The following is a 5,218-nucleotide window of genomic DNA, read 5'->3' as shown; positions in this document are numbered from 1 at the left end:
AAAAAATCCCCTCCCGCGGTTGTCGTGAGAGGGGGGGGTAAGAATCGTTGACAGCGGCCTACTTTCCCACATGAAGATATGCAGTATCATCGGCGATGGAGAGCTTAACTGCCAAGTTCGGAATGGGATTGGGTGTACCCTCTCCTCCATGGCTGCCAACGAAATATGTAATTGACAGGGCGGAAGGAAGTATTTTTTCAAAAACAAGCCGCACGGGCTATTAGTACTGGTCAGCTCAACGCCTCGCGGCGCTTGCACACCCAGCCTATCGACGAGGTAGTCTACCTCGGCCCTTCAGGGGATTGCTCCCGGGAGAAATTATCTTGAGGCAGGCTTCCCGCTTAGATGCTTTCAGCGGTTATCCCTTCCGCACATAGCTACCCTGCTGTGCCGTTGGCACGACAACAGGTCCACCAGGGGTGCGTCCATCCCGGTCCTCTCGTACTAGGGACAGGCCCTCGCAATTCTCCGACGCCCACAGAAGATAGGGACCAAACTGTCTCACGACGTTTTAAACCCAGCTCGCGTACCACTTTAAACGGCGAACAGCCGTACCCTTGGGACCTGCTTCAGCCCCAGGATGTGATGAGCCGACATCGAGGTGCCAAACCGCATCGTCGATGTGAACTCTTGGATGCGATCAGCCTGTTATCCCCGGCGTACCTTTTATCCAATGAGCGATGGCCCTTCCATACGGGACCACCGGATCACTAACGCCTACTTTCGTACCTGCTCGAGATGTCTCTCTTGCAGTCAAGCTCCCTTATGCGTTTGCACTCGACGGCTGGTTTCCAATCAGCCTGAGGGAACCTTTGCATGCCTCCGTTACTTTTTGGGAGGCGACCGCCCCAGTCAAACTACCCACCAGACAATGTCCTCATGCCGGATGACGGACACGAGTTAGGGACCTGAAAAAACAAGGGTGGTATTTCAACGATGACTCCCCCCATACTGGCGTACAGGGTTCATTGTCTCCCACCTATCCTACACATGCAGTTCCAAATCCCAATGTCAAGCTATAGTAAAGGTGCACAGGGTCTTTCCGTCTTTCTGCGGGTACACGGCATTTTCACCGCGACTTCAATTTCACCGAGTCTCTGGCCGAGACAGTGTGGAGATCGTTACGCCATTCGTGCAGGTCGGAACTTACCCGACAAGGAATTTCGCTACCTTAGGACCGTTATAGTTACGGCCGCCGTTTACCGGGGCTTCAATTCGGTGCTTTGCTTGCGCTGACACCTCCTTTTAACCTTCCGGCACCGGGCAGGCGTCAGTCCGTATACGTCGTCTTTACGACTTCGCACAGACCTATGTTTTTAGTAAACAGTCGCCACCACCATTTCACTGCGGCTCCCTCAGGCTCTACAAGTGAATCATATCACCCGAAGGAGCACCCCTTCTTCCGAAGGTACGGGGTTATTTTGCCGAGTTCCTTGGCCAGAGTTCTCTCGAGCGCCTTGGATTATTCATCCCACCCACCTGAGTTGGTTTCCGGTACGGTTTGCATGTACTATACTTAGAAGATTTTCTTGGCAGTTGAGGCTCAACGGCTTCAGGCCTTGCGGCCACGGACTCGCGTCTCGGCGTAAGGTGTACGGATTTGCCTGCACACCGAACCTACACGCTTGCACCGGGTAATCCAACACCCGGACCGCCTACCTTCCTGCGTCCCTCCATCGCGCGTACATACAAGTACATGAATATTAACATGTTTCCCATCAGCTACGCCTTTCAGCCTGACCTTAGGGACCGACTAACCCTGGGAAGATTACCTTTACCCAGGAAACCTTGGGTTTACGGCGAACGGGTTTTTCACCCGTTTTATCGTTACTCATGTCAGCATAATCACTTCTCCACAGTCCAGCATGCTTTACAGCAAACCTTCTGCCCGTGAAGAACGCTCCCCTACCAGACCGCATACGCGGAATTCAAAGCTTCGGCACTATGCTTAGCCCCGTTACATTTTCGGCGCAACGTCATTAGACCAGTGAGCTATTACGCTTTCTTTAAACGATGGCTGCTTCTAAGCCAACGTCCTGGGTGTCTCTACAACGTCACCACCTTAACCACTGAGCATAGATTTGGAGGCCTTAGCTGTTGATCTGGGCTCTTACCCTCTCGACGACGGACCTTAGCACCCGCCGTCTGACTCCCGTGATACATCTCGCCGGCATTCTGAGTTTGATAGAGTTTGGTAATCTGGTAGGACCCCTAGCTCTGTCAGTGCTTTACCTCCGGGAGACAATTCACGAGGCTATACCTCAATATATTTCGGGGAGAACCAGCTATCACCGGGTTTGATTGGCCTTTCACCCCTATCCACAAGTCATCCAAAGCGTTTTCAGCCGCTATTGGTTCGGTCCTCCACAAGGCTTTACCCTTGCTTCAACCTGCTCATGGATAGATCACCCGGTTTCGGGTCTGATCCGCACTACTTTCGCCCTCTTCAGACTCGCTTTCGCTACGGCTCCACTTGCGCTTAACCTTGCAGTACAGATCAACTCGCTGACTCATTATGCAAAAGGCACGTGGTCACGGATTGCTCCGCTCCCACAGCTTGTAAGCATCAGGTTTCAGATTCTCTTTCACTCCCCTGACAGGGGTTCTTTTCACCTTTCCCTCACGGTACTGGTGCACTATCGGTCGTCGGTTAGTACTTAGCCTTGGAAGATGGTCCTCCCGGATTCCCACGAGGTTTCACGTGCCTCGCAGTACTCAGGTGTCCGGCAATGTCGCTTTCTGGTTCAGGTACGGGGCTGTCACCCGCTCTGGCGAAGCTTTCCAGCTTTCTTCCCCTGCATACTTGCGAATCATATACGCCGGCCCTACAACCCCCGCGGAACGAATCCCGCGGGTTTGGGCTAATCCCCCTTCGCTCGCCGCTACTGAGGGAGTCTCGTTTGATTTCCTTTCCTTCAGGTACTGAGATGTTTCACTTCCCTGAGTTGGCTCCTGAACGACTATGAATTCATCGACAGGTGACGGGACATGACTCCCGCCGGGTTTCCCCATTCAGAAATCCCCGGGTCAAAGGATGTTTAGCTCCTCACCGAGGCTTATCGCAGCTTACCGCGTCTTTCTTCGCCTTCCGACGCCAAGGCATCCACCCGATGCTCTTGTATACTTGTTTTGCTCGAAAAAAACTTCCTTCCAGCCCTATTCAATTGTGAAAGAACAGACCGTTACCGGTCAGCCGAACTCCTGTTCGGCTCGCAATCGCGCAATGCGCGCCTGCTGCCGAAAAAGACTTCGCGGCATGTTTTCCTTGGTGGAGCTGGACGGGGTTGAACCGACGACCTCCTGCGTGCAAGGCAGGCGCTCTCCCAGCTGAGCTACAGCCCCTGATACTGGTGGGCCTGGAAAGACTTGAACTTTCGACCTCACGCTTATCAGGCGTGCGCTCTAACCACCTGAGCTACAGGCCCGAAAACATACCTGTCAAAGAACAGCGTTGCTCATTGAAAGTAAACAGCGAGTGGGATTGTTTCTCGATAAAGGAGGTGATCCAGCCGCAGGTTCCCCTACGGCTACCTTGTTACGACTTCACCCCAATCATCAGCCCTACCGTAGACGGCTGCCTCCATTGCTGGTTGGCTCACCGGCTTCGGGTAAAACCGACTTTCGTGGTGTGACGGGCGGTGTGTACAAGGCCCGGGAACGCATTCACCCGAGCATGCTGATCTCGAATTACTAGCGATTCCGACTTCATGCAGTCGAGTTGCAGACTGCAATCCGGACTGGGACGCGTTTTTTGGGATTGGCTCCACCTCGCGGTCTCGCTCCCCTTTGTGCGCGCCATTGTAGTACGTGTGTAGCCCTGGGTGTAAGGGCCATGATGACTTGACGTCGTCCCCACCTTCCTCCCGGTTAACCCGGGCAGTCTGCATAGAGTGCCCAACTTCACTTGATGGCAACTATGCATAGGGGTTGCGCTCGTTGCGGGACTTAACCCAACATCTCACGACACGAGCTGACGACAGCCATGCAGCACCTGTCTCACGGCTCCCCGAAGGGCACCCCTCCATTTCCGGAGGGTTCCGTGGATGTCAAACCCAGGTAAGGTTCTTCGCGTTGCATCGAATTAAACCACATACTCCACCGCTTGTGCGGGCCCCCGTCAATTTCTTTGAGTTTCAGCCTTGCGACCGTACTCCCCAGGCGGGATGCTTAACGCGTTAACTACGACACCGAAGAATACTCCCCGACATCTAGCATCCATCGTTTACAGCGTGGACTACCAGGGTATCTAATCCTGTTTGCTCCCCACGCTTTCGCACCTCAGCGTCAATACCGGTCCAGGTGGCCGCCTTCGCCACTGATGTTCCTCCAGATATCTACGGATTTCACTCCTACACCTGGAATTCCGCCACCCTCTCCCGGATTCAAGTCACGCAGTATCAAAGGCAGTTCCACGGTTGAGCCGTGGGATTTCACCCCTGACTTACATGACAGCCTACGTGCGCTTTACGCCCAGTAATTCCGATTAACGCTCGCACCCTCCGTATTACCGCGGCTGCTGGCACGGAGTTAGCCGGTGCTTCCTTTGAAGGTACCGTCAATACACCCCTGATTAGCAGAGTGCACCTTCTTCCCTTCCGACAGAGGTTTACGATCCGAAAACCTTCATCCCTCACGCGGCGTCGCTGCGTCAGGCTTTCGCCCATTGCGCAATATTCCCCACTGCTGCCTCCCGTAGGAGTCTGGACCGTGTTTCAGTTCCAGTGTGGCCGATCATCCTCTCAAATCGGCTACCCATCGTTGCCTTGGTAGGCCGTTACCCCACCAACAAGCTAATGGGACGCGGACTCATCCTTATGCGACAGCTTGCAAGCAGAGGCCGCCTTTCCTCAAAAAGTCATTCCTGAGCGTATGCGGTATTAGCAGCCGTTTCCAACTGTTATCCCACTCATAAGGGCAGATTGTCCACGCGTTACTCACCCGTGCGCCACTTTACTCGGGGCCGAAGCCCCTTTCACGTTCGACTTGCATGTGTTAAGCACGCCGCCAGCGTTCAATCTGAGCCAGAATCAAACTCTCCAGTTCAAATCTGTATCTGATCTCCGTTCTCACGGAAACCGGAATCTCAAAGACTTTCCTTCCCACTCGCTATTTACTTGTCAATGAACAACCAGGGCCTTCGCCCCCGCGCTCCCGGCGCGAAGGGTGCTTATGCGCCCTTTCGCCGAACCTGTCAACTTCTTTTTTTCTTCAGGCAAAA

General features: G+C 53.9%; 2 tRNA genes and 3 rRNA genes. All 5 read right to left on the bottom strand.

From position 1 onward, the window contains the following. Window positions 1-45 precede the first annotated feature (45 nt). The 5 genes from rrf to EII23_RS11325 all read right to left on the bottom strand — a co-directional run bounded on the left by rrf (window position 46) and on the right by EII23_RS11325 (window position 5,043). Window positions 46-160: ribosomal RNA gene (rrf, locus tag EII23_RS11345) — 5S ribosomal RNA — on the bottom strand. A 39-nt stretch (window positions 161-199) separates the two neighbouring features. Beyond that, window positions 200-3,130: ribosomal RNA gene (locus tag EII23_RS11340) — 23S ribosomal RNA — on the bottom strand. A gap of 136 nt (window positions 3,131-3,266) precedes the next feature. Further along, a tRNA-Ala gene (locus EII23_RS11335) sits at window positions 3,267-3,342 on the bottom strand. 6 nt (window positions 3,343-3,348) lie between these two features. Further along, window positions 3,349-3,425: transfer RNA gene (locus tag EII23_RS11330), tRNA-Ile, on the bottom strand. A gap of 68 nt (window positions 3,426-3,493) precedes the next feature. After that, window positions 3,494-5,043 (bottom strand): 16S ribosomal RNA (locus EII23_RS11325). The 16S, 23S and 5S rRNA genes sit together here with 2 tRNA genes alongside, the layout of an rRNA operon. Window positions 5,044-5,218: the final 175 nt, after the last annotated feature.

It is taken from the genome of Desulfovibrio sp. OH1186_COT-070 (genome assembly GCF_003860215.1).
In the GTDB taxonomy this organism is placed as follows: Bacteria; Desulfobacterota; Desulfovibrionia; order Desulfovibrionales; family Desulfovibrionaceae; genus Desulfovibrio.
This window is presented reverse-complemented; position numbering and strand designations above follow the sequence as displayed.